This is a genomic window from Pedococcus sp. P2_E4 (assembly GCF_056403935.1).
The window spans coordinates 39,228-63,094 of the sequence record NZ_JBFUEO010000008.1; the positions used below are offsets into that span (position 1 = coordinate 39,228).

Genomic DNA, 23,867 nt, shown 5'->3' on the forward strand with positions numbered 1-23,867 from the left:
TCAGCCCTGCGGAACAGGGGCCGGCTCGGCCTTGATCCAGTTGGGGGTGCTGACGTCGAACCGGACCTTGGCCGGGTCGAACGTGCCGTAGCGCGGGTTGATCGTGACGTCGGCCTTGGAGGCGGCGGCGACCGCGGAGTTCTGCTCCTCGGTCGTCATCTGGTTCCAGGCCAGACTGGCGCGCACCAGCTCGAGCGTGGCCGGGGCCGGGTCGGTGATGGCCGGGATCGCGGCGCGGGCGGCAGAGTCGGACAGGCCCTTGCCCGCCGCGTCGGCGGCGGCGTTGATGAACCGGGCCATGACCAGGCTCGCCACGGCGTTGGGGGTCGTCAGCTGCTGCTCGGCGTTCGGCTGGGCCTTCTGGATCTGCAGCGCAGCCTCCTGGGCCGACTGCTCGGTGATCCGGTGGCCGTCGACGACCGCCGCGGTGTCAGCGGTGGCGCACCCGGAGATGACGAGCACCCCTGCGGCCACGGCCACCACGATCGCCCCACGCAGGGCTCCTGAAGCCTTCACTGACAGTCCCTTCTCGACACTCACGAACGGGCCGATCCCGCACCCTGACGGGTGCCGACCCGGGCTGCGTCGGCGACGCTGCCCAGCATCACCGCTCGGATGAGGTCGCTGGCCCACTGCAAGACTGCCGTGTCGCGCAGCGGTTTGCCACCCACCCGAGCCGTCATCGGCTTCGGCACGAGAATGGTATGCACCGCGTCCTTGACCAGCGACTGCGGGTAGAGCCGCTGCAGCCGCAACGTGCCCGACTCGGGCAGGTCGACCGGCCCGAAACGCACGAAGTTGCCCTGGACGCTGATGTCCGCGATCCCCGCCGCCCGCGCGACCGTCCGCAGCCGCGCGACCTCCATGAGGTTGCGGACCGGGACCGGCAACGGCCCGTAGCGGTCGACCAGCTCGGCCTCGATCTCGGCGAGCGCGGGCTCATCGACGACGCTCGCGAGCTTCTTGTAGGCCTCGAGCCGCAGCCGCTCGCCCGGCACATAGCCGTGGGGCAGGTGGGCGTCGACGGGCAGCTCGATCTTGATCTCGGTCGGGGACGTCTCACCGTCGCCGCGGAACTCGGCGACGGCCTCACCGACGAGCCGCACGTAGAGGTCGAACCCGACACCCGCGATGTGTCCCGACTGCTCGCCGCCGAGCAGGTTGCCCGCCCCACGGATCTCGAGGTCCTTCATGGCGATCTGGATGCCGGCCCCGAGGTCGGTGTGGCTCGCCATCGTCTGCAGCCGGTCGTGCGCGGTCTCGGTCATCGGCTTCTCGGGCGGGTACAGGAAGTAGCAGTAGGCCCGCTCGCGGCCGCGGCCGACCCGACCCCGGAGCTGGTGCAGCTGGGACAGGCCGAGGACGTCGGACCGCTCGACGATGAGGGTGTTGGCGTTGGAGATGTCAAGGCCGGTCTCGACGATCGTCGTGCACACGAGCACGTCGAACTTCTTGTCCCAGAAGTCGACGACGACCTGCTCGAGCTTGTGCTCCCCCATCTGGCCGTGGGCCGTGGCGACCCGGGCCTCGGGCACCAGCTCGCGGATGCGGCTGGCCGCCCGCTCGATGCTGGACACCTTGTTGTGGACGAGGAACACCTGTCCCTCGCGCAGCAGCTCGCGCCGGATCGCGGCGACGATCTGCTTCTCGTCGTAGGCCCCGACGTAGGTGAGGACCGGGTGCCGCTCCTCGGGGGGCGTGGCGAGCGTGGACATCTCGCGGATGCCGGTCACGGCCATCTCGAGCGTGCGGGGGATGGGGGTGGCCGACATCGCGAGCACGTCGACCGCGGTGCGCAGCGTCTTGAGCTGCTCCTTGTGCTCGACGCCGAACCGCTGCTCCTCGTCGATGACGACCAGCCCGAGGTCCTTGTAGCGGATCTCGCTCGACAGGAGCCGGTGCGTGCCGATGACCAGGTCGACGCGGCCGTCGCCCAGCCCGGCGATCGTCTCGCGGGCCTCCTTGTCGGACTGGAACCGCGACAGGGCGCGGACGGTGACGGGGAACTGCTGGTATCGCTCGGTGAAGGTCTGCAGGTGCTGCTGCACGAGCAGCGTCGTCGGCACCAGGACGGCGACCTGCTTGCCGTCCTGGATCGCCTTGAAGGCCGCCCGCACCGCGATCTCGGTCTTGCCGTAGCCGACGTCGCCACAGATCAGCCGGTCCATCGGCACGCTGCGCTCCATGTCGGCCTTGACCTCGTCGATGCTGCTCAGCTGGTCGGGCGTCTCGACGTAGGCGAAGGCGTCCTCGAGCTCGCGCTGCCACGGGGTGTCCGGGGCGAACGCATGCCCGCTGGTGGCCATCCGGGCGCTGTACAGCTGGATCAGCTCTGCCGCGATCTGCTTGACGTACCTGCGGGCCTTGGACTTGGTCTGCTTCCAGTCGGAGCCACCCATCCGGTTGAGGGTGGGCTGCTCGCCACCGACGTACCGCGTGACCTGGTCGAGCTGGTCCGTGGGGACGTAGAGCCGGTCGCCGGGCTGGCCACGCTTGGACGCTGCGTACTCGAGGACGAGGTACTCGCGGGTCGCGCCGCCGACCGTGCGCTGGACCATCTCGACGAACCGGCCGACCCCGTGCTGCTCGTGGACGACGAAGTCGCCGGGCTTGAGCTGGAGCGGGTCGACCTGGTTGCGCCGCCGCGACGGCATCCTCCGCATGTCCTTGGTGGAGCCGCCCTGGCCCACCATGCCGGTGAGGTCGCCCTCGGTGATGAGCGCGAACCTGCTTGCAGGAGAGAGGAACCCGTTGCCGACGCTGCCCGTCGTGAGGTGGACGACGCCATCGGAGAGGTCGCTCAGGTCGGCGTCGAGCCGTGCCGGGACGGACTCGCCCGCGAGCACCTCGGACACGCGCCGGGCCAGACCGGGGCCCTCGGTCACCACGACGACCTGCCAGCCGCCGGCCACCCAGTCCCGCAGGTCGCCCACGGCCTCCTCGGTGCTGCCGCGGTAGCGCGGCGCGTCCTCGAGGCCGGTGTTGACGACCGCCGCGTCGTCGTCAGCGAGCTCCTCGGCCAGCTCCTCGTCGGCGACGAACGGGCTGAGGTCCCACCACGGCATACCGGCCTCGCGGGCGTGGGCCCGCAGGTCGGCGAGGCTCCAGAACGAGGCGGTCCCGAGGACCCCCTGGAGGTCGATGGGCACGGCGTTGCCGGCGGCGGCGTTGGCCCACCCTGCGTCGAGGAACTCCTGGCTCGTGGCGACGAGGTCGTGGGCGCGCGTGCGGACCCGCTCGGGGTCGCACAGCACGACCGCGGTGCCGTCGCGCAGCGTGTCGAGGACGCTCTCCATGCCGTCGACCAGCGCCGGCGCGAGGGACTCCATGCCCTCGACGGCGATGCCCTCGGCCAGCTTGCCGAGCAGGTCGAGCGCGCCCGGCAGCTGCTCCATCATGGCTGCGGCCCGCTGCCGGACGGGCTCGGTGAGCAGGACCTCACGGCACGGTGGCGCCCACAGCCCGTGCTCGGCCACCTCGAGGCTGCGCTGGTCGGCGACCTTGAACCAGCGGATCTCCTCGACGGTGTCGCCCCAGAACTCGACGCGCACCGGGTGGTCCTCGGTGGGCGGGAAGACGTCGAGGATGCCGCCGCGCACGGCGAACTCGCCGCGCCGCTCGACGAGGTCCGTGCGGGAGTATGCCGCCGCCGCGAGGTCCTCGACGACCTGCTCGAGGGGCGCCTCGTCACCGGCCTTGAGGGCCACCGGCCTGAGCTCGCCGAGCCCCTGGGCGACCGGCTGGAGCACGGAGCGCACCGGTGCGACCACGACGTCCAAGGGCCCATAGGTCGGGTCGCTCGGGTCGGGGTGCGCGAGCCGCCGCAGGACCGCCAGGCGCTTGCCCACGGTGTCGCTGCGCGGGCTGAGCCGCTCGTGGGGCAGGGTCTCCCATGCCGGGAAGTCGGCCACGCGGTCCCCGTCGAGGAAGCAGCGCAGGGCGCCGACGAGGTCCTCGGCCTCACGGGTGGTGGCCGTCACCACCAGCAGCGGGCGGTTGCTCTCGCGCGCGAGCGCGGCGACCAGGGCCGGGCGGGCACCCGCGGCCACCGAGATGTCGGCGCTGGCCTGCCCGGCCCTGGCCACGGCGATCGCCCTGGCCACGCCGGGGTCGGCAGTCAGCGCGTCGAGCAGCGGGGCGAGGGTCATCACGGGTCTCCTGGGGCGGGCGGCAACGCGCCGGGGACAGCACGAGTCGGACAGCACAACAGCCCCACAGCGTGCGCTGGTGGGGTGGGTCCCACCCTAACCGGCACCGCAGACAGCAGCCCTGCCGGAGCACCGCCGCTCAGTCCCCGGCGCGCAGGAGGCACCCCCGCGTTCGCGGGGAGCAGCCCCGGCCCCAGGGCCAGCCCCGACGCGCGGGGAAAAGGTCGGGGAGGTGTGCTGGGACCCTGCGGCCCGGCACACCTCCCCGGTGCGTCCGACGGTGGCGCGGGGCCCAGGCGCCGCCCCCTCCCCGGGTCGGCACGGGCCCCGCAGGCTAGGGGCTGTCGCGGTCGGCGCGGTGGCGTCCCGCCGGAGGCGCCGCGGTGTCCGGCCCGGTGTCCGGCCCCGTCTTGCGCAGCTGGTGCGCGGTGACGACCGCGGCGGCGCCGGTGGCCAGCGTGGCGACCCCGATGAGGGTCGCCTGGGCGGTGTCGCTGCCCGTGAAGGCGAGGGTGCCGTTGGACGAGCCGCCACCCCGCGGTGGCGCCGCAGATGCGGCCGAGGCCGAGTCCATCGACACCACGGTGATGACGGGCACGAGCCATGCGGCACCGGCCACTCCAGCCGCTCCCCTGAGTGCCGTGCGGCGACTCACGAGATGGCTGTTCTCCCCTGGACGTCCCTGCATCTCCTGGTGTCCTTCCCCTGCGAGGGTGGTGCTGTCGCCTGCTGACGCCGCCGCCCCCGACCACCCTGCGTCATTCCTTAAGGAAACAGTAAAGCGATGGCCTGCAGACGGCAGGTGCGGATGAAGGACGACGGCCTACGTCATCCGGTGTAGGACATCCGGACAAGAGCCCACCTACGCTCATTGCATGGTTCTGCCCGAGACGGTTCTCTGCCTGTCACCCACGGTGAGCGTGCTGCCGCTGGGCGACGAGCTGAGCGTCTACGACGCTGCCACCGGGCAGACCCTGGCGCTCAACCGGACCGCTGCGGACGTCCTGTCCCTGCTCGACGGAAGCACCTCCATCGCGGAGCTCGGGCTCGAGCTGTCCCGGCTGTACCCCCTCCCGCCTGCCGAGGTGGTCGAGGCGGTCAGCCGCGTGGCCGACACGCTCCTGGCTGCCGGGACCCTCAGGGTCAGCGGACCCCGGGTCGCTGGGCAGTCCGCACCCAGCTGAGGAAGTCCCGCCGTCCCTGCTCGCCCCCCACCGGGTGACGCGCGGAGGCCGGTGACGTCCGGTCGGCCAGCGTGTCCGGCGAGGTGTCGCCGGACCGCACCGTGAACCGTCGCAGGGACTTCCCGGCCAGGGCCGAGGCACTGCCGCGTGCGGTCCTGCGGCTGGACCGGGCCACCAGTCGCGACAACCCGGCGCCGGTGCCGACGCGCTCAGGGGCGGACAGGCGCGTGGCCAGTCGGTCGAGGCGCGCCCACGTCCCGGCGGACGAGCCGGCCAGCGCCTCCCCCACCTCCGGCTCTCCCAGGACCCGGGCGACCCGACCCACCATCAGCTCGACGGCCGGCAGCGCACCCCACTCGCCCGCCACCTCGCGCCATGCCGTCCGGTCGGGCGCGGTTGCGGCGATGCCTGCCCGCAGGTCGGCGAGCCAGAGGAGCCGGTGTCCACCGGACGCAGCCGCGTGGACCGCGAGGTGCACGAGCGCGTCGAGGTCGCCGAGCGCCGCGGTCCGGACGTGGCCCACCTCGAGCGGCACCGCCCGCGACACGAGGACCTCGACGGGTGGCGAGTGGTCGATGGCCATCGGAGAGGGCCCCAGGGACCAGTGCAGGTCGACGGCGCCACCGGACGCGGAGCGCAGGGTCAGCTCGTGGACGTCAGCCCGCCGGAGCAGCGGCCAGTTCGCGTCGAGGAGCTCGAAACCACCACGCTCCAGCGACTCCAGGGCCGCCTCGAGCCGGGCGGGGGCGACCACCACGTCGATGTCCACGGAGGAGCGCAGGCTGGGCTCGTCATACCAGCGGGCCAGCGCGGGGCCCTTGACGACCAGGTGGGGCACCCCGCCATCGAGCAGCGCCGCGTGGGCGGCGGCGAGGTCGGCGACGGCGCGTTGGTGACGTCCGAGCGTCGCGTGCACCGCGGCATCCAGACCCGGCACCACGACACCCGCCTGCGCGGCGCGGCGACGGACCCAGCCCTCGACCCCGTGCAGCTGGGCACCGACGAGCAGCCCGTCGGGAGGGTCGTCGTCGAGCCACGCGCCGGGGCGACGCCCCGGGGCGACGGCGTCGACCAGCCAGTCCGCGACCTGCGGGTCCAGCCGCGCGGGCAGGTCGCGCCACGACTGCGCGGGACGCCCGGGGCCAGCCATGCAGGCACGCTAGCGCCGAGCCGGCCCGCCCCGTACGGGAACGCCGCTTCCCCACCTCATCCACCTGCATGAGTCCGCGCTCATGCAGGTGGGGCCTGTCTGCCGATTCGCCCGTTCCTACGCTCGTGACGAGACGTTCGTCGCGGCCGCGCGACCGGTCGAGCCTGTGCGAAGACGTGGAGGGGCAGTGGTCCGCAAGAACTTGCCGGGGAGTGAGGTCCCCGTCGCCGGAGGACCCGCTCCCGGGACCCGAGTGGGTCTGGCGCCCACCGCACTCCTGGAGGAGCTGCGGGCGATCAGCGCGGACGGGCTCGCCCAGATGTACGTCGCCGACGAGCACGCCTTCGTCCAGACACTGCGCGCGGTCGCGAGCGCGGACGGGCCGACGGTCCAGCTCGAGGGACGCAACCTGCGGTATGCCGCGATCGCGGCTCTGGGACTCCACCTCCTGCCCGAGACCGAGCAGGCCCGAGTCCTCGTCGGGGGCTCGGCGGCCGAGCTGGCGTCCCACGTCGCCCGGCAGGCCCTCGGTGACCGCGACCCGGGAGCCGTCGCCCTGGCCGCCTGGGCCGCCGCCGAGGTCGGCAACACCTGGGCCGGGGACCTCTTCGCCCGGTTGCGTCGCTGGCTGCGTGACGGAACCCCCCTGCCGACGGTCGACGTCGCCTGGATGGTGACCGCCGCGGTCACGGCCCGCGGGCTCGGCGAGTGCGCCGACGTCGCCCGGATGGGGCGCGACCGGCTGCTCGAAGCGCAGGGGCCGACCGGGGTCTTCCCGCATGCCCTCCCGGCGGCGTCGCTGGGGCGCTGGCGGGCCCACGTGGGCTGTTTCGCGGACCAGGTCTATCCGATCCAGGCCCTCGCCCGGCTCGCCGCAGCCACCGGCGACCACACGGCCATGGCCGCAGCCAACCGGTGCGCTGCAGCCATCTGCGACGTCCAGGGCAGCGCCGGCCAGTGGTGGTGGCACTACGACGCGCGCGACGGCTCGGTCGTGGAGCGCTTCCCCGTCTACAGCGTGCACCAGCACGCCATGGCCCCGATGGCCCTGCTCGACCTGGCCGAGAGCGGCGGCGACGACCACACCGAGGCGGTCCTGCGCGGCCTGGACTGGCTGCGCACCCACCCCGAGACGGTCGAGGGCCTCGTCGACCCCGTCCACCGCGTGGTGTGGCGCAAGGTCGGGCGGCGAGAGCCGGCCAAGGCCGCGCGCAAGCTCGCTGCGGTGTCGACGTCCCTGCGCCGCGGCTGGCACCTGCCAGGCGTCGACCGCGCGATGCCGGCCACCCTCGTCGACCACGAGTGCCGGCCCTACGAGCTCGGATGGCTGCTCTACGCGTGGCTCAGCCCGCGCCTCACGGCCCGGCTGGAGGTGCCGGCGGACGACCGCGGGGCCCTGCGGCTGGTCCCGGCGACGACACCGCGCTCCGAGCACCTCTTCGGGATGCCGCTCAACGCGATGACCATGTCCGAGGTCGTGGACCGCTGTGACCTCGCCGTGCGCGAACGCCGCCCGGTGCAGATCGGGGTGCTCAACGCCGCCAAGGTGGTCAGGCTGCGGTCCGACCCGCTGCTGCGCACGTCGCTGCTGCAGTGCGAGGTCATCGTGGCCGACGGCCAGTCGGTGGTGTGGGCCAGCCGCGTCCTCGGTCGGCCCCTGCCCGAGCGGGTTGCCGGCATCGACCTCTTCGAGGAGCTGCTCGCGCTCGCCGACCGCGACCGCCGCCGGGTGTACCTGCTCGGCGCCAGGCCCGAGGTCGTCGCGCGGGTGGCAGAGGTCGTGGCGGAGCGATACCCGCACGCCGACGTCGTCGGTGCGCGGGACGGCTACTTCACCGACGACGAGGCGGCCGACGTCGCGGAGTCGGTCCGCGCCTCGGGCGCCGACATGTTGTTCCTCGGCATGGTGTCGCCCAAGAAGGAGATCTTCACGGGCACCTACGGCCCCACCCTCGAAGTCCCCGTGGTCCACGGCGTGGGTGGCTCGTTCGACGTCCTCGCCGGGGTCACGGACCGGGCGCCGGTCGCCTGGCAGCGGGCGGGCATGGAGTGGGCCTACCGGCTCAAGCAGGAGCCCCGTCGGCTGGCCCGGCGCTACCTGACCACCAACACGGCCTTCCTCGCGCTGACCGCGCGCGAGCGGGTTCGCCCCACGCCGGCCTACGTCGCCGAACCACCAGCCGCCCAGCAGCTCAGGAGCGTGTCATGACCGACGTGTTCACCGGACGGGTCGCGGTCGTCGGCCTGGGCTACATCGGCCTGCCCACGGCCGTCGCACTGGCCACCCGTGGGGTCGAGGTCATCGGGGTCGACGTCAACCCGCGCACCGTCGAGGCCGTGTCGCGGGGCGAGCTGCCCTTCGTCGAGCCGGACCTGGCCGTCGGGGTCAGCGGTGCGGTGAGCATGGGCCGGCTGACTGCGACCGACGAGACGCCCGAGGCCGACGCCTTCATCATCGCCGTGCCGACGCCGTTCAACGACGACCACACCGCCGACGTGTCCTACATCGAGCGGGCCGTCGAGCAGATCGCCCCGCGACTGCGCGGCGGCGAGCTCGTCATCCTCGAGTCCACGTCCCCACCCGGGACCACCCTGGGCATCAGCCGCCAGCTCGCGGCGCTCCGACCCGACCTGACCCTGCCCCACGCCTCGGAGGGCACCCCCGACATCTTCGTGGCGCACTGCCCCGAGCGCGTGCTGCCCGGCCGGGTCATGATCGAGATGATCACCAACGACCGCGTGGTCGGGGGCATCACCCGCAAGTGCGCCGAGAAGGCCGCCGCGATCTACCGCGTCTTCAGCCAGGGCGACATCCTGCTCACGGACGCCTCGAGCGCCGAGATGGCCAAGCTCACCGAGAACGCCTACCGCGACGTCAACATCGCCTTCGCCAACGAGCTGTCGCTGATCTGCGAGTCGCTCCACCTCGACGCCTGGGAGGTCATCACCATGGCCAACCGCCACCCCAGGGTGAACATCCTCAACCCGGGGCCCGGGGTGGGGGGACACTGCATCGCCGTGGACCCGTGGTTCATCGTGGGCGCCGCCCCAGGTCTGTCCAAGCTCATCCGCACGGCCCGCGAGATCAACGACCACAAGCCGCACCACGTCGCCCAACAGGTCATCGCCAAGGCCTCGCGGTTCCGCGACCCCACCATCGCCTGCCTCGGCCTGGCCTTCAAGGCCAACATCGACGACATGCGCGAGAGCCCCGCCGTCGACATCGTCGAGGAAATCGCCCGGTCGCTGCCCGACGTCGAGATCCTCGTGTCCGAGCCCTACAGCGCTGCTCTGCCGGCCCGGCTCGCGGCCCTGCCGAACCTTCGGCTCGTCTCGGCCGAGAAGGCCGTCGAGGCCTCGGACATCGTGGCCCTGCTCGTCGACCACGACCAGTTCCGCGCCATGAACAAGAGCTGGCTGGCCGGGAAGGTGCTCTACGACACCCGGGGGATCTGGCGCTGAGCCGCGACCGGCACCTCGCCGGTGGCCTCCCGCGAAGGTGACGGGGCGAAGTCGGCCGGCCGCTCGGCATACCCGAAGTGGTGCTCGATGGCCTGGACGCAGCGCGCGGCCGCGCGCCCGTCGCCATAGGGGTTCACGGCGTGCGCCATGTCCGCGTATGCCGTGTCGTCGACGAGCAGCCGGGTCACCTCACGGACGATCGTGTCCTCGTCCGTGCCGACGAGGCGCACGGTCCCCGCGTCGACCGCCTCGGGTCGCTCGGTGGTGTCACGCATCACGAGGACGGGCTTGCCCAGGCTGGGGGCCTCCTCCTGGACGCCCCCGCTGTCCGTCAGCACGACGTGGGCCCAGCTCATCAGCGTCGCGAAGTCGCCGTAGTCGAGCGGCTCGGTGACCGTGACGTTGGGCAGCCCGTGCAGGACCGGCAGCAGCACCTCGCGCACCACGGGGTTGAGGTGGGCCGGGAGCAGGAACTCGACGTCGGGGAAGTCCTTGGCCAGACGGGCGATCGCCTGACCGCTGCGGCGCATCGGCTCGCCCCACGACTCACGGCGGTGCGCCGTGACGAGGACGAGCCGGCGTCCGCGGAGGCGGTCCAGCTCGGGACGGGACAACGGGGCCGCGCGCGCCACGACGTCGAGCAGCGCGTCGATCACGGTGTTGCCGGTGGTCACGACGGCGTCGTCGCGGATGCCGTCGTGGAGCAGGTTGGCCCGGGAGGTCGCGGTCGGGGCCAGGTGCAGCGACGTGAGCTGGCTCGTGAGCCGCCGGTTGACCTCCTCGGGAAAGGGGTTGAGGAAGGTGTCGGTGCGCAGGCCGGCCTCGAGGTGGACCACCGGGACCTGGTGGTAGAAGGCCCCGAGAGCTGCCGCGAAGCAGGTCGTGGTGTCGCCCTGCACGAGGACCGCGTCGGGGGCGGTGGACTCGATCACCGGGCGCAGCCCCAGCAGTGCGCGGGTGGTGATGTCCTCGAGGGTCTGGCGCTCGCCGATGATGTCGAGGTCGACGTCGGGGACGATCCCGAACAGGGAGTTCACCTGGTCGAGCATGAGGCGGTGCTGTCCGGTGACCGCCACCACGGGCTCGAGGTGAGGGCTGCCCTGCAGTGCCCTGATCACCGGGGCCATCTTGATGGCCTCCGGCCGTGTCCCGTACACGACCAGCACGCGGCGTGACGTCACCGCGCCGCCGCCCAGGACCGCAGGGCCGCCACTGCAGGGGCGGGGCGCTCGTGGCGTGCCGTGGCACGGTGCGGGCCTCGTCGGTCCCACCAGTCGACCGCGCCGAGGGTCAGCAGTCCCCCCACGATCAGCGTCATGAGCAGGGCGCGCGACGCGCGGCCCTGGGAGTAGTGGACATCGACCCGCGCCGGGCTCTGGGCCGTCGTGACCAGCTGCGCAGCCCGGACGCCTTTCTGGCGGGTGTCGATGGCCTGCTGGATCTGGGCGAGCAGGGTGTCCATCCGTGCGCTCACGGCCTCGGGGCTGGAGTCGGCCACCTGCACGTCGAGGACGGGTCGGGTGAAGCTGTAGGTCCACTGGCCGCCGTCGTTCGGCAGCCGCACCTGGTGGCCGCGCCGCACGCCCTCGTCGACGATCGTGACCCGGGGCGACACGACGTGCGGGGGCCGGTCGGCGCCGTTGACGTCGCGTTCGATGACGGACGCGAAGCGGACCAGCCCCGACGCGCTCTGGCCGAGCGGGTTCTGCCGCTGCGCACTGAGCGGCGGGAGGAAGACGACGTCGACCTGGGCCCAGTAGACCCCGCTCGCGCTCCTCACCTGGTAGCCGGCGAACCCTGTCACGAGCATCCCCAGCACGAGGATCGGCCACGTGCGTCGGAGCACGCGGAGCAGGGTGTACAGGGCCACAGGGCCTCCTCGGATCTCCTTGGTCAGGATGTCATGGGTGGTCTCGGATCGGCGGAGATTTGCCGAAAAGGTACCTGACGCGGCAAGCCCTCGGTTTACCCTCGTAGACGAGGACTCGCAGCGCGTCCGCGCCGAGGCTGCAGGCGGGAGAAGTCACGTGTTTCCGGGAAGCGTCTACCGAACCCTGCTGCGTCGCTGGTACCTCGTCCTCCTGGGCGTGGCTCTCACGGCCTGGCTGCCGTCGATGGCCCTGCGCTACGTCTCTCCCACGTACACCCTCGAGTCGCAGATCCTCCTGCTGCCACCCGAGACCGCCGTCCTCGTCGGCGACAACCCGTACCTCAACCTCGGCGGGCTCGGCTCGATCGGCGACGTCGTGTCCCGCGCCGTGGGCGACGACGACACCCGGCGCTACGTGCAGACCACCACCGGTGTGGTCGACTACACCGTCGACCTGGACCGTTCCGCTGCCGCGCCCATCGTCCTCACCAGCGTGGAGTCCACGTCGGCGGCGAGCACGGAGGCGGCCATGACGTACATCCAGTCGCAGCTCAAGGAGGAGCTGCGACGGGTCCAGATCGAGGCAGGCGTCAAGCCCGAGGCCCTCGTCGCCGAGGCGACCGTGACGAAGATGGACCAGGTCCGGGTGAGCCACAAGGACCAGTACCGCGCCGCCGGCGTCGCGGCGGCGGGCGGTCTGGCCCTGACGGTGCTGCTCATCGCCGCCGTCGACGCCGCCCTCATGGCGCGGCGCCGCCGCAGGGCCGAGCGGGCCGACGCCGACGCGGCCGCACGCGAGGCCGCGATTCGCGACGCCTCCGACGAGGGCGTGCACGTCCTCGGCGCGCTCGGTGAGCCGAGCGCTGGAGCAGGAGCAGCCTCTGGGACGGGCACCGGCACAGCGCCGGGCACCGGGGCAGGGCCGGACCGCGAGCTGGTCCCCGGGGCGCAGGACCCTCGCGCCGAGAACCCGCGCGGACGCAGGCCGAGGCGCCGCCGCCCCAACGGGAACAGTGGCAACGGCAGCTCCGCGAACGGCACCTCCGCGAACGGCACGCCGCCGGCCTCCGAGGGGGAGCCCACCCGGATCCCCGGCGTGGCCCTCCCCGAGGACGCTCGGCGCTGAGGCCCGCGACCCGTGGCTCGCAACGCCCCCCTGCTGCTCGGCCGCTGGCTGACCAACCCGCGACTCGCCTTCCTGAACAGTCCTGCGCGCACTGACGCCACCGCGCTGCTGTCCGTCTACATCGTGCTGCTGGTCCTGCTGCCCTCCCGGCTGATCGTCCGCCCCCTCGGGGCCGCGGGAACTCCCGCCAACATCGCGGCCGGGCTGGGGATCGCCTGGTGGGTCTGGTCGGTCGCCGCCGAGGACGAGCGCAAGCCCTTCGTCACCCACCCTCCCCGACGGGCCGCGCTCCTGTTCGCCGGCTCGGTCGCCGTGAGCTACATCGCCGCCACCATCCGTCCGATCAACGGTGAGGAGATGAGCACGGCGAACATCGGGCTGCTGCTGGTGGTCTGCTGGGTGGGCGTCGTGGTCCTCGCCGACGGCTACATCCCGACCATGGAGCGCTTCGAGACGGTGCTGCGACGGCTGGCCCTCGCCGGCGGCATCATGTGCACCGTCGGGATCGCCCAGTTCTTCACCGGTCGCCCGCTCGTCGACATGATCCACATCCCGGGGCTCAGCCTGAACAACGGCCTCATCGGCGCCTATGCCCGAGACGGGTACACCCGCCCCGCCGGCACGGCGATCCACCCCATCGAGTTCGGCGTGGCCATGGCGATGCTGCTGCCCATCTGCCTGCACGTCGCGATGCACCAGCGACAGCTGCACTGGCTGCGCCGCTGGCTACCTGTGCTGGCCATCGGGTTCGCGATCCCCGCCTCGATCTCGAGGTCGGCGATCGTCGGGGTGGCCGTGGTCGGGATCGTCCTCCTGCCCACGTGGGACCGGGTGACCCGTCGTCGCATGGTCCTCGCCGCCGTCGTGGCCACCGCGGCGCTGAGCGTCATGATCCCCGGCATGATCGGCACGTTGAGCAAGCTGTTCACCCGGGCCGGTCACGACGAGAGTGCCCTGTCCCGCACCGACAGCTACCCGCTCGCCTGGGAGTTCATCCAGCGCTCGCCCGTGGTGGGTCGCGGGTTCCAGACCTTCCTGCCGTCCTACCGCATCCTCGACAACCAGTACCTCGGGCTCATCATCGACTGCGGGTTCCTCGGACTGGCCACCCTGCTGGGCTTCTTCGCCTGCGCCTTCCTGGTCGCCTTCGGCGCGCGCCGACGCTTCACGGACCCGGCCGCACGGTCGGCGTGCGCGTCGCTGGCCGCCTCGCTGGCTGCAGGCGGGGTGTGCCTGGCCTTCGTCGACGGGTTCTCGTTCCCCCTGATGGGCGGGCTCATCTTCCTCGTTGGCGGCTTGATCGGCACGGCCCACCGTCTGTCGCAGCCCGAAATGCCCGAATTGCGACCCGGATCTCAGATTGGTAACCGTACGGGCCGAACGGTCGCCTGACCTGCCCAAACGCGCCAGATCGAGTCGTCTGATCGGCTGATCCACCGCGTTTGCGTGCGGTGACCTACGTCAATTGCATGATACGTTTCTGCGCCGAGCGACGTAGGTGCAGGGCCTGTGTTGATCGCCAGCTTCCCCCGACCGGGAACTGGCTCCACCCCTGCACTCGGGGTGGAGAAACCGACGAAACCTGAGAGCCCCCCACCTGATGACTCGACAGATCAAGATCCCCCTCCCCCGCGTCCGAACCTCGACGTCCCACCGCCGCCGCCTGCTCACTGGCGCGACGGCCCTGGCCGTTGGCGCCGTCGGTGTCGGAGCAGCGACGATCGGTGACCAGCGAGCCGAGGCCGCCCGCCAGGAGACCCTCACGTCCGTGCAGCCCGTGGTCGCGATCGGCGACCCGCGCATCGCCCACCCGAAGCGCACCTGGACCCCCAAGCCCCAGCAGACGACCGCCAGCAGCACGCCGAGCACCTCGACCACGCCGTCGAGCACGTCGACCAGCACCACGAGGCCGCCGTCCAGCTCGACGACCACGAGCAGCACGCCGTCGTCGACGACGACCACGGCCAGCTCCACCGCGTACCCGGCCGCTGGCAACACCGGCGTCCCCGCCGGGGTCACCCTCAAGCCCTCCGGTGGCATGACCGTGTCCACCGCCGGAGCGGTCATCGACGGCTACAACATCACCGGCACCCTGACCATCAACGCCTCCAACGTCGTGGTCAAGCGCAGCAAGATCTCGTCCAGCTCCTACAACGTCATCAAGGTCTCCGACAGCGCCACCGGCGTGCGSATCGAGGACGTCGAGATCAACGGCAACAAGGCCGCCGARGGCTCCAACGGCATCTACGGCCCCGCCACCGTCCTGCGCGCCGACATCCAGGGCGTCGAGAACGGCCTGCAGCCCGAGACCGGCTCGGTCATCCAGGACTCCTGGRTCCACGACCTCGGCGCCGCCGGCCGCCCGCACATCGACGGCATCCAGATCGACGGCGCCCGCAGCAACATCACCGTGCGCCACAACACCGTCGACCTGCGCGGCTGGACCCAGACCGCGGCCGTCATGATCGACAACTACTTCGGCCCGGCCAACAACATCGTCGTGGACAACAACCGCCTCCTSGGCGGCGGCTACACCGTCTACTCCGACGGCCGCTTCGACGGTGGCGCGATCACCAACGTCAAGTACACCAACAACCGGATCGGCTACGGCCAGTGGGGCTACGCCCTGATCGCCAACAACAACGTCACCTGGTCCGGCAACRTCGACGACGCCACCGGCAGGACCGCCACTCCCTGACCCGGAGGGCSTGACCGACGCCAAGGCYTGACAGGGCCTGACACCCACACGGGGCAATGAGACACCACGTCTCATTGCCCCGTGGCAGCCCCGCCCGAAGGCCATGGGGACTAGCCGAGAGCGGCCACGATCTGGTCAGCGGCGGCATACGGGTCGGACGTGCCGTCGACCACGGCGGCGGCGAGCTCGTCGACACCGTTGCCGTGCCGCAGGTCGCCCATCTTGGCGCGCAGCGCCTGCAACGCGATCGACTCGATCTCGTCGCCCGCGCGACGGATGCGACGGTCACGCAGCGCACCGGACTCCCGCATCCACGAGGTGTGCTTCTCGATGGACTCGATGACCTCGTCGATCCCCTGGCTCTGCTGCGCGACGGTCTTCACGACCGGGGGGCGCCACAGGCCGGGCTCGGTGCGGTCGCCGAGGCTGATCATGTGCCGGATGTCGCGGACGGTCGCGTCAGCACCCTCGCGGTCGGCCTTGTTGACGACGAAGATGTCGCCGATCTCGAGGATGCCCGCCTTGGCGGCCTGAATGCCGTCGCCCATCCCGGGCGCGAGCAGCACGATCGTGGTGTCCGCCAGACCGGCGACCTCGACCTCGGACTGACCCACACCGACCGTCTCGACGAGGATCACCTCGCACCCGGCGGCATCGAGTACCCGCAGCGCCTGCGGCGTCGTCCACGACAGGCCACCGAGGTGCCCGCGGCTGGCCATCGACCTGATGTAGACCTCGGGGTCGAGCGCGTGGTCCTGCATCCGCACCCGGTCACCGAGCAGTGCGCCGCCGGAGAACGGAGATGACGGGTCGACCGCCAGGACGCCGATCCGCTTGCCCTGCGCGCGGTATGCCGCGACGAGGGCGTTCGTCGACGTGGACTTGCCCACGCCGGGACTGCCGGTGATGCCGATGATGTGTGCCTTGCCCGTGTGCGGGGCCAGTGCCGCCATGACCTCGCGCAGCGCCGGGTGGGCGTCCTCGACGAGCGAGATCAGCCGTGCGACGGCACGAGGCGACCCTGCCCTGGCCGACTCGACCAGGGCAGGGACGTCGACGCTGCGGGGAGCCAAGTATCAGACGCTGTCGGAGGAGGTACGCGGCACGCGCACGATCAGGGCGTCACCCTGACCGCCGCCGCCACACAGCGCAGCCGCACCCACGCCGCCACCACGACGCTTGAGCTCGAGGGCGAGGTGCAGGGCGATGCGGGCGCCGGACATGCCGATCGGGTGGCCCAGGGCGATGGCGCCACCGTTGACGTTGACCTTGTCGACGTCGATGCCGAGCTCCTTGGCGGAGGCCAGGCCGACGGCGGCGAACGCCTCGTTGATCTCGACGAGGTCGAGGTCGGCCGGCGTGATGCCCTCGCGCTCGCACGCCTTGGCGATCGCCCGGGCGGGCTGCTGCTGCAGGGTGGAGTCGGGGCCGGCGACGACGCCGTGGGCACCGATCTCGGCCACCCAGGACAGGCCCAGCTCCTCGGCCTTCGCCTTGCTCATCACCACGACGGCTGCGGCGCCGTCGCTGATCTGGCTGGCGGTGCCGGCGGTGATGGTGCCGTCCTTGGAGAACGCCGGGCGCAGCTTGCCGAGCGTCTCGGTCGTGGTGTCGGCGCGGATGCCCTCGTCGGTCTTGAACTCCAGCGGGTCACCCTTGCGCTGCGGGATCGAGACGGTGACGACCTCGTCGTCGAACAGGCCGTCCTTCCACGCCCGTGCGGCGAGCTGGTGGCTGCGGGCGGCGAACTCGTCCTGCTGCTCGCGGGTGAACTCCTGGTCGCCGGTGTTGGCCTGCTCGGTGAGCAGCCCCATGGCCTGGTCGGTGAAGGCGTCCCAGAGGCCGTCGAAGGCCATGTGGTCACGCATCTGCACGTCGCCGTACTTGAACCCTTCGCGGGACTTCTCCAGCAGGTGCGGCGCGTTGGTCATCGACTCCTGGCCACCGGCCACGACGACGTCGAACTCGCCGGCGCGGATCAGCTGGTCGGCCATGGCGATGGCGTTGATGCCGGACAGGCAGACCTTGTTGATGGTCAGCGCGGGGACGGTCATCGGGATGCCGGCCTTGGCGGCGGCCTGGCGGGCGGGGATCTGCCCCGCGCCGGCCTGCAGCACCTGGCCCATGATCACGTAGTCGACCTGGTCGGGGCGGACGCCGGCCTTGTCGAGGGCGCCCTTGATGGCGAAGCCCCCGAGGTCGGCGCCCGAGAAGTCCTTGAGCGAGCCGAGCAGGCGGCCCATCGGGGTGCGCGCGCCCGCGACGATGACGGAAGTGGGACGGTCAGACATGGTGCAGAGGCCTCCAGCGCCGTTGGGGATTACCTGATCCTCACTCTAATGCGGCCCCGCTCCCCTGCGACCGCCCGGGCAGGTGGTCCTGACCACACCGCTCGGTGCCCGCGGGTGGCGGCGGGGACCACCCGTCATTCGCCACAGACGGTCTTTGGGGCCTTTCCGGGGTTTGGGCAGCGCAAAGTCTCCAAAGACCCTCGCCCGGTATGGCGCGGGGCGCCTCCCGGGGGTCGCGCGGCTGCCCTACTGGAGCGCGGCGCGCGCCCGGGACTCGACAGTGATCGTGACCGAACCGCCGAGCGCCTCAAGCACACCACCGACAACCGGGACCTCGGCCTGACCACTCAGCCGGACCACCGCGGTCTCGCCGTCGGGGCTGCCCGTCCCCGGGGCCACCGCCCAGCCGAGCATGCTCGGTGGTCGCGGACGCTCGGCCAGATAGCTTCGCGCGGTCTGGGTCACCGTGGCATCGCTGAGCGGCACCGCCCCGCCCAGACCCCCGGAGTAGGCGCCGACCGCCAGGGAGTCCGCGGCGTCGAGGGCCGCCCCGTCCGCGGCATCGAGCAGGCGCATGCGGGACAGCTGCACCGACGTGACGGCGATCGTGCCGAGAACCAGCAGGATCACCACGACCGTGAAGCCCAGCACCAGCAGTGTCACCTGACCGGCCTCGTGGCCTTGGTTGCCGCGGCACGTCACGCGGCCCAACGCCCGGCTCGCCAACCGACGCTGGGCCCAGCCCCGACGGGAGGCCGGCAGCGTGAGCCGCGAGTCGACCGGATCCACGGGCCCGCGATCGACCGGTGGCCGGGGGTCCCGCTGACCGGGCCCGCTCACGGCGCATCCCGGAAGCGGTCGACGACCGCCACGTGGCTGGCGCTGATCGGCACCGCCAGCGGCACCACGTCGCGAGCGAAGGACGGGACCAGAGGCAGCGGGACGGTCACGCGTGCAGTCATCTCGATCCGACCCTCAGGCCGCAAGCACGGCGTCCCGTCGCAGTGCATGGACAGTGAGCCCTCCGCAGGCGAGAAGCCCTGGTCCTCGAAGGCGAACCCTGCTGCCGCCCGCGCCCGGACCTCGGCCCCCCGCGCCCCCTCTGCGGTGACATAGGCGCGGCCAGCCTCACGGGCTGCAGCGGACACGGCATACGTGCCCGCTTGGACCCGCGCCAGCGTCAGGACGAGGTAGATCATGGGGATCGTGAGCAGCACGGTCAGGAAGACGAACTCGACGACCGCGCTGCCGCGCTCCCCGACCGGCCTTGCCCGCACGGGGACCTCGCGACCTTGACCTGAGCGCCGATCCGCGGCCGCGAGCTGCCGACGCAGCGCGCACATCACTGCCGCTCCAAGAAGGCGCGACCAACCACGTCGAAGTCTCCCCCGGCACCGAGGGGTCCCAAGACGGGAACCGGTGCGACCACGCGCACCGACACGACCTGCACCCCGTTGACCGCCACCACGTCGACGCTGACATCGCCGGCAAAGCGCCGCGACAACGACGAGGCGATCAGCGCCCGGGTTCGCTGAGCACCCTGATCCGGCTCGGCCCCCGCCCGCGCCCCGAGTCGTGCCCCCTCGGACGCGCACGAGATCAAGGTGTTGCGGACGTACAGCGCCATGCCCAGTTGCAGCAGCGCCAGGAACAGCAGCGTCACCAGGGCTGACACCATCACGAAGTCCGCGACGGCGGAGCCTGCCTCGGGACGCGGCCAGGATCGGGGTGAGCGCATCGACGCGCGTCAGCGTCTGACGTCGTTGATGGCGTCGTTGAAGAGGGCCTTGAACTGGTCCTCGGCGACGGCCCAGATGATGGCGACGAGTCCCGCTGTCATCAGCGTGATCATGACCCAGCCCGGCACGTCCCCCCGCTCGCCCCGGACCACGAGTCGCGCGGCCAGTCGGTCCAGCGCCTCCCGGGTCCGGCGGTGGGTGTGCACGAGCGCTCCCTGCATGGTCGACATCATGATTCCTTCCTTTTGCTATCAATGGATTTCATACGGAGAACCGCAGGAATGAGAAGCCGGGGAAGACCGCGAAGAGCACCGTGACGGGCAGCACCAGGAAGACGACCGGGAGCATCATCGCGATCTCCTTCTTGCCGCCGGCCTCCAGCACAGCTCGACGACCGTTCTCCCGGACGTCCTGCGCCTGGGCGCGCAGAACCTCTGCCAGGGGCGTGCCTCGCTCGACCGCGATCACCATCCCGTCGACGAATCGCGACAGGCTCATCAACCCCGTGCGGTCGGCGAGTCCTTGCAGGGCGGCGGGCAGGCTTGCCCCGGCCCGAGCGTCTGCAAGACAGCGACCCAGCTCGTTCGACAGCTCGCCGTTCGACAGTCGGCAGACCCGCTCGAGTGCCCCCACCGCGCCCTCCCCGGCGCCGACCGCCAGCGCGAGCAGCTCGGCGATGGTGGGGAACTCGCCGAGCATGCGCTCCTCGCGCACCCGTGCCTCACGCGTCAACCACTGGTCGCGGGCGACCACGCCAGCTCCCGTGAAGCAGGCCACGGCCAGCACCCCGGGGACGAGGGGCACGCCCCGGGACACCATCAGCAAGGTCGCGACGGCCCAGCCCGCGACGAGGCCAGCGGCGCCCCACAGCACCTGCTCGGCGCGGAACCGGTCCACGTCTGGCGCCCTGCCCGACCGCAGCAGCCTCCGTCGCACCGAGGCCGTACCGCCCAGCAGCTGCTCGATCCGGCGGGCGAGATCCGCGACGACTGGACGAGCCAGGACCGCCAGCGGGTTCGGGGCGCCGACCTGACGAGCCGCCAGGAGGCGCGAGGGGCGGGGCGCGTCGCGCAGGTATGGGTGGAGGCGGTCACCCAAGGTGGGCCGCCGGGTACGCGGCAAGCCGGCATACGTGAGCAGCAGGCCCAACGCCGCCATCAGACCCAAGGCGGCACCCGCCAACGACACCGGCCTCAGGAGCGTCATCGCAGGACCCGCTCGTCCTCGGGCAGCCTGCCAAGGTGCACCATGACGCGGTATGCGACGGCGCAGACTCCGCCCCCGACCAGCAGGACCAGCGCGCCCGTGCCCGAGGCATAGGCCCGGATCGACTCGGGCCGAGTGCTCAGCATGGCCAGGACGACCCACGGCGCCGCGACCGCCAGTCGGGCTGCGTTGACCGTCCACCCCTGGCGCGTCTCGAGCTCGGCCCTCGTGCGACTGTCCTCACGCAGGAACGCCGACAGTGTGCGCAACAGCCGACCGAGGTCGCTGCCGCCCACCTCGCGGGCGATCCGGAGTGACTCGACGAGCCGGTCCGCAACCGGGTCGCTCAGCCGCTCCTTGAGTCGGTCGAGGGACTCGTGGAAGCGACCGGTCGTCCGGTAGTCGACCGCGAAGGCGGTGAAGGCAGGGCGCAGCTCCTCGGGCCCCCGCCGACCCAGCTGGCTGAGGGCCTCGGGCAGGGCCAGTCCTGCCCGGACGCCAGACGCGATGTTGTCGACCGCGTCCGGCCAGAGGTCGCGCAGGCTGGACCGTCTGCGGCGAGCGCGCATACGCACCAACGCCATCGGTGCGTACCCGGCCATCGCGGCGAAACATGCCGTCACTGGCGGGACAGCTGTGGCGAGCTGCACGAGGATCGCGACCAGAAGGAACGCCAGCACGCAGGCCGTAGCCAGCGCTCGCGGCCCCAAGGACTCGTACCCCGCCTGGACCAGCTGGTCCCTGAGCCGATCGGACACCGTGGTGCGTCGCGCCATGGCGGGGCGCGGCGCAGGCACCCACATGGACCACCACACACAGAACAAGCCACAACCCAGGAGCAGACCCAGCAGAACCCCCGACATGTCAGTCCTGGGCCAGCAGTGCGGCGACGTCGTATCCGGCGCGCCGGAAGCGGTCGGGGTGCGGCGGGAACCCATCCGCGCGAACCAGGGCGCCGTCACGTTGGACGAACAGGTCGGCCGTCTCGACGACGTCGCCCTCGACTCGGCCGGGGACAGCGACGATCTCCCGCACCCGCCTCACGCCGTCGTGCTCGAGCGCGGCGTGGATGACGAGGTCGATGCAGCCGGCGACCGTGGGCACGACGAAGCGGCTGCCGACGTTCTCGCCAGCCAGCAGGGGCAGCGTGCACATCTTCGTGATCGCCTCGCGCGCGCTGTTGGCGTGGACGGTGCACATGCCGGGCAACCCGCTGTTGAGCGCGATGAGCAGGTCGAGGCTCTCGGCCTGTCGGACCTCGCCGACGATGACCCTCGAGGGCCGCATGCGCAGGGCCTCCTTGACCAGCCTGCGCAGCGGGATCTCACCCGTGCCCTCGAGGCTCGGCTGGCGACACTGCATCGATGCCACGTCGCGCAGCGGGATCTTGAGCTCGAAGACCTCTTCGCAGGTCACCACCCGCTCTCGCGACGGGATGGCAGCGCTCAGGCAGTTGAGCAGCGTCGTCTTGCCCATTGTTCGCTAGCCTGCCCCCATGCCAAATGCAGCCGTCATCTACGCACGCATCTCGCAGGACCGCGCCGGGGAAGGGCTCGGCGTGAAGCGCCAGTTGGCCGACTGCCACGCTGAAGCCGAGCGCCGTGGCTGGCCGGTGGTGGCCGAGTTCGTGGATGACGACGTGTCGGCCTACAGCGGGAAGAACCGTCCTGGGTACCGGGCGATGCTCGAGGCGATCCGCGAGCGGCAGGCGGATGCTGTTCTCGTGTGGCACGTGGACCGGCTGCACCGTCGCCCGATTGAGTTGGAGGAGTTCGTCAACGCCTGCACCGAGGCCGGGCTGAGTGATCTCGCAACAGTGCACGGTGACCTCAACCTCGGCAATGGGGACGGCCTGCTCATTGCCCGTCTCATGGCAGCCGTGGCCGCGAACGAGTCCGATGCCAAGTCGCGGAGGTCGAAGCGCAAGATGCTGGAATTGGCGCAGGCCGGGAAGCCCTCGGGAGGCGGCCCGAGGCCCTTCGGGTTCCGACCCGACAAGGTGACCGTTGACGAAGCCGAAGCCGCCGTCATTCGTGACCTGGCTACCCGCCTCCTCGCCGGGGAGCCGCTGGTGAGTCTGACGCAGTGGTTACAGGACAACGAGATTCGCACGGTGATGGGCAAAGAGTGGCGAACCGTAACGGTAAGGAACCTGCTGAAGTCGCCCCGCATCGCTGGCCTGCGTGAGCACCAAAGGCAGGTGATCGGTAAGGCGGTGTGGCCCGCGATCATCAGCGAGGACGAGCATGCGAAGATCGTCGCCCTCGTGACGGACCCGGCACGGCGGACCAACCGCACCGCCCGGACCTATCTGCTCTCGGGGCTGTGCCGGTGCGGCAGGTGTGGGGCCAAGATGGTCACCGGTCAGAGTCGAGGCCGACGCAGGTACCAATGCCGCAGCGGAGCGGACTTCGGAGGCTGTGGCGGCACCATGATCAGCGCCACCGTGGAGGAACTGGTCGCTGAGGCCGTGCTCTATCGGTTGGACACTCCCGAACTGGCGGCCGCGATCGAGGGACGCCAGCGAGCCGACGAGACCTCTGCCGCCCTGAGCGAGTCCATTGCCGCAGACGTCGTGCAGCTGGACGAACTCGCCACCATGTACGCAGATCGCCTGTTGCCCGCCCGCGACTGGCTGACAGCCCGCAAGGTCGTGGAGACCCGCCTTAATGCCAACCGTCGCCGGCAGGCCCGATTGGCCGGCTCGACCGTCATAGCCGGCCACATCGGCAACGGCAGCGCCCTGCGTACCGAGTGGCCCGCGTTGGCACTAGGCAGACAGGCCGCGATTGTCCGGGCACTCGTAGACCACGTCACGATCGACCCCGGAACCTTGGGAGCCCGCAGCATCGACCCGGCGCGAGTCAGGATCCATTGGCGGCAGTGAACTGTCGCCCTGGAGCCTCCTCGGCGCTGCGCGCCGTGCGGGGGCTCCCGGGCGACCGCTCAGTAGCCCGCCCACCCGACCCAGCACGTCGCGATCGGTGACGAAC

Annotated in this window: 21 protein-coding genes and 1 pseudogene; 7 read left to right on the plus strand and 15 right to left on the minus strand. The window is 71.6% G+C overall.

Features of this window, described 5'->3' with window-relative positions:
* From AC1DV7_RS06025 to AC1DV7_RS06035, 3 genes are all read right to left on the minus strand, one after another.
* Positions 1-516 carry a hypothetical protein gene (locus tag AC1DV7_RS06025; protein WP_477595578.1) on the minus strand — a complete coding sequence of 172 codons (516 nt, stop codon included), beginning with the start codon at positions 514-516 and terminating at the stop codon, positions 1-3.
* Between the two features lie 20 nt (positions 517-536).
* Positions 537-4,148, minus strand: coding sequence for a transcription-repair coupling factor (gene mfd / locus AC1DV7_RS06030; protein ID WP_477595580.1), 3,612 nt, complete (start codon positions 4,146-4,148; stop codon positions 537-539).
* Between the two features lie 334 nt (positions 4,149-4,482).
* Positions 4,483-4,836, minus strand: coding sequence for a hypothetical protein (locus AC1DV7_RS06035; RefSeq protein ID WP_477595582.1), 354 nt, complete (start codon positions 4,834-4,836; stop codon positions 4,483-4,485).
* A 187-nt stretch (positions 4,837-5,023) separates the two neighbouring features.
* On the opposite strand from AC1DV7_RS06035, the gene AC1DV7_RS06040 reads away from it, so the two are divergent.
* Positions 5,024-5,332: a PqqD family protein gene (locus AC1DV7_RS06040; protein WP_477595584.1), complete on the plus strand. Its 309-nt coding sequence runs from the start codon at positions 5,024-5,026 to the stop codon at positions 5,330-5,332.
* On the opposite strand, the gene AC1DV7_RS06045 is transcribed toward AC1DV7_RS06040, so the two are convergent.
* Complete coding sequence (locus tag AC1DV7_RS06045; protein ID WP_477595586.1) at positions 5,292-6,482, minus strand: nucleotidyltransferase family protein; 1,191 nt, start codon at positions 6,480-6,482, stop codon at positions 5,292-5,294. The two genes, AC1DV7_RS06040 and AC1DV7_RS06045, sit on opposite strands and share 41 nt — an antisense overlap.
* 187 nt (positions 6,483-6,669) lie before the next feature.
* Between AC1DV7_RS06045 and AC1DV7_RS06050 the strand changes: the two genes are divergently transcribed.
* Together AC1DV7_RS06050 and wecC are read left to right on the plus strand one after the other, a co-directional pair.
* Positions 6,670-8,691, plus strand: coding sequence for a WecB/TagA/CpsF family glycosyltransferase (locus AC1DV7_RS06050; RefSeq protein WP_477595587.1), 2,022 nt, complete (start codon positions 6,670-6,672; stop codon positions 8,689-8,691).
* Complete coding sequence (gene wecC / locus AC1DV7_RS06055) at positions 8,688-9,944, plus strand: UDP-N-acetyl-D-mannosamine dehydrogenase (protein ID WP_477595589.1); 1,257 nt, start codon at positions 8,688-8,690, stop codon at positions 9,942-9,944. The genes AC1DV7_RS06050 and wecC overlap by 4 nt, the downstream gene beginning before the upstream one ends.
* Here the strand turns inward: wecC and wecB are convergent.
* Positions 9,917-11,125: a non-hydrolyzing UDP-N-acetylglucosamine 2-epimerase gene (gene wecB, locus AC1DV7_RS06060; RefSeq protein ID WP_477595591.1), complete on the minus strand. Its 1,209-nt coding sequence runs from the start codon at positions 11,123-11,125 to the stop codon at positions 9,917-9,919. The two genes, wecC and wecB, sit on opposite strands and share 28 nt — an antisense overlap.
* Entirely contained in the window at positions 11,122-11,814 is a 693-nt protein-coding gene (locus tag AC1DV7_RS06065; protein ID WP_477595593.1) for a hypothetical protein, read from the minus strand. Before AC1DV7_RS06065 ends, wecB begins: the two co-directional genes overlap by 4 nt.
* A 157-nt stretch (positions 11,815-11,971) precedes the next feature.
* Here AC1DV7_RS06065 and AC1DV7_RS06070 point away from each other — a divergent pair, with 157 nt between their 5' ends.
* From AC1DV7_RS06070 to AC1DV7_RS06080, 3 genes are all read left to right on the plus strand, one after another.
* Complete coding sequence (locus AC1DV7_RS06070; RefSeq protein WP_477595594.1) at positions 11,972-12,940, plus strand: hypothetical protein; 969 nt, start codon at positions 11,972-11,974, stop codon at positions 12,938-12,940.
* 12 nt (positions 12,941-12,952) lie between these two features.
* A complete protein-coding gene (locus tag AC1DV7_RS06075) occupies positions 12,953-14,332 on the plus strand; it encodes an O-antigen ligase family protein (protein WP_477595596.1) in 1,380 nt (459 codons plus the stop codon).
* Positions 14,333-14,540: 208 nt separating this feature from the next.
* The gene (locus AC1DV7_RS06080; protein ID WP_477595598.1) at positions 14,541-15,638 is read left to right on the plus strand and encodes a right-handed parallel beta-helix repeat-containing protein; all 1,098 of its coding nucleotides are present in this window, start codon (positions 14,541-14,543) and stop codon (positions 15,636-15,638) included.
* Between the two features lie 110 nt (positions 15,639-15,748).
* On the opposite strand, the gene meaB is transcribed toward AC1DV7_RS06080, so the two are convergent.
* From meaB to AC1DV7_RS06125, 9 genes and pseudogenes are all read right to left on the minus strand, one after another.
* Positions 15,749-16,711, minus strand: coding sequence for a methylmalonyl Co-A mutase-associated GTPase MeaB (gene meaB, locus AC1DV7_RS06085; protein ID WP_477595600.1), 963 nt, complete (start codon positions 16,709-16,711; stop codon positions 15,749-15,751).
* A gap of 3 nt (positions 16,712-16,714) precedes the next feature.
* A complete protein-coding gene (locus AC1DV7_RS06090; RefSeq protein WP_477595602.1) occupies positions 16,715-17,929 on the minus strand; it encodes an acetyl-CoA C-acetyltransferase in 1,215 nt (404 codons plus the stop codon).
* A gap of 246 nt (positions 17,930-18,175) precedes the next feature.
* A complete protein-coding gene (locus AC1DV7_RS06095; RefSeq protein ID WP_477595604.1) occupies positions 18,176-18,592 on the minus strand; it encodes a pilus assembly protein TadG-related protein in 417 nt (138 codons plus the stop codon).
* A gap of 173 nt (positions 18,593-18,765) precedes the next feature.
* Entirely contained in the window at positions 18,766-19,206 is a 441-nt protein-coding gene (locus AC1DV7_RS06100; RefSeq protein ID WP_477595606.1) for a pilus assembly protein, read from the minus strand.
* Positions 19,207-19,271: 65 nt separating this feature from the next.
* Positions 19,272-19,667 carry a TadE/TadG family type IV pilus assembly protein gene (locus AC1DV7_RS06105; RefSeq protein WP_477595608.1) on the minus strand — a complete coding sequence of 132 codons (396 nt, stop codon included), beginning with the start codon at positions 19,665-19,667 and terminating at the stop codon, positions 19,272-19,274.
* 9 nt (positions 19,668-19,676) lie between these two features.
* Positions 19,677-19,901, minus strand: coding sequence for a hypothetical protein (locus tag AC1DV7_RS06110; protein WP_477595610.1), 225 nt, complete (start codon positions 19,899-19,901; stop codon positions 19,677-19,679).
* A gap of 28 nt (positions 19,902-19,929) precedes the next feature.
* The gene (locus AC1DV7_RS06115; protein ID WP_477595612.1) at positions 19,930-20,874 is read right to left on the minus strand and encodes a type II secretion system F family protein; all 945 of its coding nucleotides are present in this window, start codon (positions 20,872-20,874) and stop codon (positions 19,930-19,932) included.
* Complete coding sequence (locus AC1DV7_RS06120) at positions 20,871-21,737, minus strand: type II secretion system F family protein (protein WP_477595614.1); 867 nt, start codon at positions 21,735-21,737, stop codon at positions 20,871-20,873. Before AC1DV7_RS06120 ends, AC1DV7_RS06115 begins: the two co-directional genes overlap by 4 nt.
* A 1-nt stretch (position 21,738) precedes the next feature.
* Positions 21,739-22,347: pseudogene (locus AC1DV7_RS06125) on the minus strand (CpaF family protein); the annotation flags it as partial.
* Between the two features lie 22 nt (positions 22,348-22,369).
* On the opposite strand from AC1DV7_RS06125, the gene AC1DV7_RS06130 reads away from it, so the two are divergent.
* Entirely contained in the window at positions 22,370-23,761 is a 1,392-nt protein-coding gene (locus AC1DV7_RS06130) for a recombinase family protein (protein WP_477595616.1), read from the plus strand.
* Positions 23,762-23,867: the final 106 nt, after the last annotated feature.